The sequence below is a fragment of the Crenobacter luteus genome, assembly GCF_004345725.1.
GTDB lineage: Bacteria > Pseudomonadota > Gammaproteobacteria > Burkholderiales > Chromobacteriaceae > Crenobacter > Crenobacter luteus.
The window spans coordinates 1-5,243 of sequence record NZ_SLXG01000042.1 but is presented as its reverse complement, the minus strand read 5'-3'; the positions used below and the strand labels follow the sequence as shown (position 1 = coordinate 5,243).

Sequence of the window (5,243 nt, the reverse complement as noted above, 5' to 3'; positions counted from 1 at the left end):
GTCTTGAGGGGCGTCTGGCGGTGACCTACTTTCACACGGGAACCCGCACTATCATCGGCGCTGAGGCGTTTCACGGTCCTGTTCGGGATGGGAAGGCGTGGGACCACCTCGCTATGGCCGCCAGACATAAACTGTACAAACTGCTAAGCCGAACCGTGCCTTGCGGTCACGCTACAATCAAATTCTCTTGGGTGACGATCGTCTCGTCGCAACACAACACCGTAAAGTGTCTCAAATGATAGGATCAAGCCTCACGAGCCATTAGTATCGGTTAGCTTCACGCCTCACAGCGCTTCCACACCCGACCTATCAACGTCCTGGTCTCGAACGACTCTTCAGGAGGGTCAAGCCCTCAGGGAAGTCTCATCTTCAGGCGAGTTTCGCGCTTAGATGCTTTCAGCGCTTATCTCTTCCGCACTTAGCTACCCGGCGATGCGACTGGCGTCACAACCGGTACACCAGAGGTGCGTCCACTCCGGTCCTCTCGTACTAGGAGCAGCCCCCGTCAAACTTCCAACGCCCACTGCAGATAGGGACCAAACTGTCTCACGACGTTTTAAACCCAGCTCACGTACCACTTTAAATGGCGAACAGCCATACCCTTGGGACCGGCTACAGCCCCAGGATGTGATGAGCCGACATCGAGGTGCCAAACTCCGCCGTCGATGTGAACTCTTGGGCGGAATCAGCCTGTTATCCCCGGAGTACCTTTTATCCGTTGAGCGATGGCCCTTCCATACAGAACCACCGGATCACTATGTCCTGCTTTCGCACCTGCTCGACTTGTCGGTCTCGCAGTTAAGCTACCTTTTGCCATTGCACTATCAGCACGATTTCCGACCGTACCTAGGTAACCTTCGAACTCCTCCGTTACACTTTGGGAGGAGACCGCCCCAGTCAAACTGCCTACCATGCACTGTCCCCGATCCGGATCACGGACCAAGGTTAGAACCTCAAACACACCAGGGTGGTATTTCAAGGACGGCTCCACAGAAACTGGCGTCTCTGCTTCATAGCCTCCCACCTATCCTACACAAGCCTGTTCAAAGTCCAATGCAAAGCTACAGTAAAGGTTCACGGGGTCTTTCCGTCTAGCAGCGGGTAGATTGCATCTTCACAAACACTTCAACTTCGCTGAGTCTCGGGAGGAGACAGTGTGGCCATCGTTACGCCATTCGTGCGGGTCGGAACTTACCCGACAAGGAATTTCGCTACCTTAGGACCGTTATAGTTACGGCCGCCGTTTACTGGGGCTTCGATCCAGAGCTTGCACCCCTTCACTTAACCTTCCAGCACCGGGCAGGCGTCACACCCTATACGTCCACTTTCGTGTTGGCAGAGTGCTGTGTTTTTAGTAAACAGTCGCAGCCACCGATTCTCTGCGACCCCTTCACGCTTCGCGAGCAAGTCGCTACACGCTACCGGGGCATACCTTCTCCCGAAGTTACGGTATCAATTTGCCGAGTTCCTTCTCCCGAGTTCTCTCAAGCGCCTTAGAATTTTCATCCTGCCCACCTGTGTCGGTTTGCGGTACGGTTCTCGTATAGCTGAAGCTTAGTGGCTTTTCCTGGAAGCGTGGTATCAGTCACTTCAGGTCCGTAGACCCTCGTTATCACTTCTCGGCCTTAAGGGGCGGCGGATTTGCCTACCACCCCAGCCTACCGGCTTGAACGACCTATTCCAACAGGCCGCTGACCTAACCTTCTCCGTCCCCACATCGCACTATACGAAAGTACGGGAATTTTAACCCGTTTCCCATCGACTACGCTTTTCAGCCTCGCCTTAGGGGCCGACTCACCCTACGCCGATGAACGTTGCGTAGGAAACCTTGGGCTTTCGGCGAGCGGGCTTTTCACCCGCTTTATCGCTACTCATGTCAGCATTCGCACTTCTGATATCTCCAGCATGCCTTACGACACACCTTCACAGACCTACAGAACGCTCCCCTACCACGCACAGTAAACTGTGCATCCGCAGCTTCGGTTATCAGTTTGAGCCCCGTTACATCTTCCGCGCAGGACGACTCGACTAGTGAGCTATTACGCTTTCTTTAAATGATGGCTGCTTCTAAGCCAACATCCTAGCTGTCTAGGCCTTCCCACCTCGTTTACCACTTAACTGATCATTTGGGACCTTAGCTGGCGGTCTGGGTTGTTTCCCTCTTGACGATGGACGTTAGCACCCACCGTCTGTCTCCCATGCTGGCACTTTCCGGTATTCTGAGTTTGCCATGGTTTGGTAAGTCGCAATGACCCCCTAGCCATAACAGTGCTTTACCCCCGGAAGTGATACATGAGGCACTACCTAAATAGTTTTCGGGGAGAACCAGCTATCTCCGAGTTTGTTTAGCCTTTCACCCCTATCCACAGCTCATCCCCGTCTTTTGCAACAGACGTGGGTTCGGACCTCCAGTGCGTGTTACCGCACCTTCATCCTGGCCATGGATAGATCACTCGGTTTCGGGTCTACGCCCAGCAACTCAATCGCCCTATTCGGACTCGGTTTCCCTACGCCTCCCCTATTCGGTTAAGCTCGCTACTGAACGTAAGTCGCTGACCCATTATACAAAAGGTACGCAGTCACCCGTTTCCAGGCTCCCACTGTTTGTATGCATCCGGTTTCAGGTTCTATTTCACTCCCCTCCCGGGGTGCTTTTCGCCTTTCCCTCACGGTACTGGTTCACTATCGGTCGATCACGAGTATTTAGCCTTGGAGGATGGTCCCCCCATCTTCAGACAGGATTTCGCGTGTCCCGCCCTACTTCTCGTACGCTTAGTACCACGATGGCGTTTTCGGATACGGGGCTATCACCCACTATGGCCACCCTTTCCAGAGTGTTCTCCTAACGCTACCGCTATCACGTACTGGCTCTTCCGCATTCGCTCGCCACTACTAACGGAATCTCGGTTGATTTCTTTTCCTCCGGTTACTTAGATGTTTCAGTTCACCGGGTTCGCTCTACCCTCCCTATGTGTTCAGGAGGGAGTACTCCTTGCGGAGTGGGTTTCCCCATTCGGATATCGCGGGATCATAGCTCTATTGCCAGCTCCCCCGCGCTTTTCGCAGGCTTACACGTCCTTCATCGCCTGTGATCGCCAAGGCATCCACCAGATGCACTTAGTCGCTTGACCCTATCATTTCAGACACCTCACGCTTGCGCACCTAGCGATGCGCTCGCACACGGCACCCGTCACAACAGGTTGTGTTTGCGACTGACCTTATCCCCCTTTCAAAGAATAAGGCCGTTGATACAATCATCTACCCAAGTTGGCACGTCACCAGCACGGCGTTAACCACGCCAGCTTCATGCCGCTTTGATTGATTTCGGCTTACAGTTTGTTAAAGATCGATGCGTCAATTACGCAAACCAAAGCACGCTCAAGGCGTGACGCGCTTTCGTTTACCCAATCGGGTGGTGGAGGCAGACGGGATCGAACCGACGACCCCCTGCTTGCAAAGCAGGTGCTCTCCCAACTGAGCTATGCCCCCAACTAGAACTGGTGGGTCTGGTAGGACTCGAACCTACGACCCCCGCGTTATCAACACGGTGCTCTAACCAGCTGAGCTACAAACCCAGTTGTACTTCTGTTCCGCATCTTGAACAACCGATAGGCTGTGAGTTCCTGACCCCAGCTTTCTCTAGAAAGGAGGTGATCCAGCCGCAGGTTCCCCTACGGCTACCTTGTTACGACTTCACCCCAGTCATGGATCCCACCGTGGTAAGCGGCCTCCTTGCGGTTAGCCTACCCACTTCTGGTGAAACCCACTCCCATGGTGTGACGGGCGGTGTGTACAAGGCCCGGGAACGTATTCACCGCAGTATGCTGACCTGCGATTACTAGCGATTCCGACTTCACGCAGTCGAGTTGCAGACTGCGATCCGGACTACGATCGGTTTTATGAGATTAGCTCCGCCTCGCGGCTTGGCAACCCTCTGTACCGACCATTGTATGACGTGTGAAGCCCTAGCCATAAGGGCCATGAGGACTTGACGTCATCCCCACCTTCCTCCGGTTTGTCACCGGCAGTCTCGTTAAAGTGCCCAACTCAATGATGGCAATTAACGACAAGGGTTGCGCTCGTTGCGGGACTTAACCCAACATCTCACGACACGAGCTGACGACAGCCATGCAGCACCTGTGTTCCGATTCCCTTTCGGGCACTCCCAACTTTCATCGGGATTCCGGACATGTCAAGGCTAGGTAAGGTTCTTCGCGTTGCATCGAATTAATCCACATCATCCACCGCTTGTGCGGGCCCCCGTCAATTCCTTTGAGTTTTAACCTTGCGGCCGTACTCCCCAGGCGGTCTACTTCACGCGTTAGCTGCGTTACCAGGGATTTCAACCCCCAACAACTAGTAGACATCGTTTAGGGCGTGGACTACCAGGGTATCTAATCCTGTTTGCTCCCCACGCTTTCGTGCATGAGCGTCAGTATCATCCCAGGGGGCTGCCTTCGCCATCGGTGTTCCTCCACATCTCTACGCATTTCACTGCTACACGTGGAATTCCACCCCCCTCTGACGTACTCTAGCCGGACAGTCTCCAATGCCGTTCCCAGGTTGAGCCCGGGGCTTTCACATCAGACTTATCCAACCGCCTGCGCACGCTTTACGCCCAGTAATTCCGATTAACGCTTGCACCCTACGTATTACCGCGGCTGCTGGCACGTAGTTAGCCGGTGCTTATTCTTCAGGTACTGTCATCCCCAGCGGATATTAGCCACCGGGATTTCCTCCCCGACAAAAGTCCTTTACAACCCGAAGGCCTTCTTCAGACACGCGGCATGGCTGGATCAGGCTTGCGCCCATTGTCCAAAATTCCCCACTGCTGCCTCCCGTAGGAGTCTGGGCCGTGTCTCAGTCCCAGTGTGGCGGATCATCCTCTCAGACCCGCTACGGATCGTCGCCTTGGTGGGCTCTTACCCCGCCAACTAGCTAATCCGACGTCGGCCGCTCGAATAACGCGAGGCCCGAAGGTCCCCCGCTTTCCTCCTCAGAGCGTATGCGGTATTAGCACTCCTTTCGAAGCGTTATCCCCCATTACTCGGCACGTTCCGACGCATTACTCACCCGTTCGCCACTCGCCATCAGGCCGAAGCCCATGCTGCCGTTCGACTTGCATGTGTAAAGCATGCCGCCAGCGTTCAATCTGAGCCAGGATCAAACTCTTCAGTTCAAACCTAAGCTAATCGTACTTCTGGTCCGCAAGGCCACGATCCGAAGATCGCGCTACTTGCTGG

General features: G+C 54.5%; 2 tRNA genes and 3 rRNA genes. All 5 read right to left on the bottom strand.

Going from position 1 to position 5,243, the window contains the following annotated elements:
• Nucleotides 1–12: 12 nt before the first annotated feature.
• Nucleotides 13–125 (bottom strand): 5S ribosomal RNA (gene rrf, locus EV683_RS14010).
• A gap of 115 nt (nucleotides 126–240) precedes the next feature.
• Nucleotides 241–3,131: ribosomal RNA gene (locus EV683_RS14005) — 23S ribosomal RNA — on the bottom strand.
• Between the two features lie 282 nt (nucleotides 3,132–3,413).
• Nucleotides 3,414–3,489 (bottom strand) — tRNA-Ala (locus EV683_RS14000).
• A 9-nt stretch (nucleotides 3,490–3,498) separates the two neighbouring features.
• Nucleotides 3,499–3,575: transfer RNA gene (locus tag EV683_RS13995), tRNA-Ile, on the bottom strand.
• A 68-nt stretch (nucleotides 3,576–3,643) separates the two neighbouring features.
• Nucleotides 3,644–5,179 (bottom strand): 16S ribosomal RNA (locus EV683_RS13990).
• Together the 16S, 23S and 5S rRNA genes with 2 tRNA genes alongside form the textbook arrangement of a ribosomal RNA operon.
• Nucleotides 5,180–5,243 lie beyond the last annotated feature (64 nt).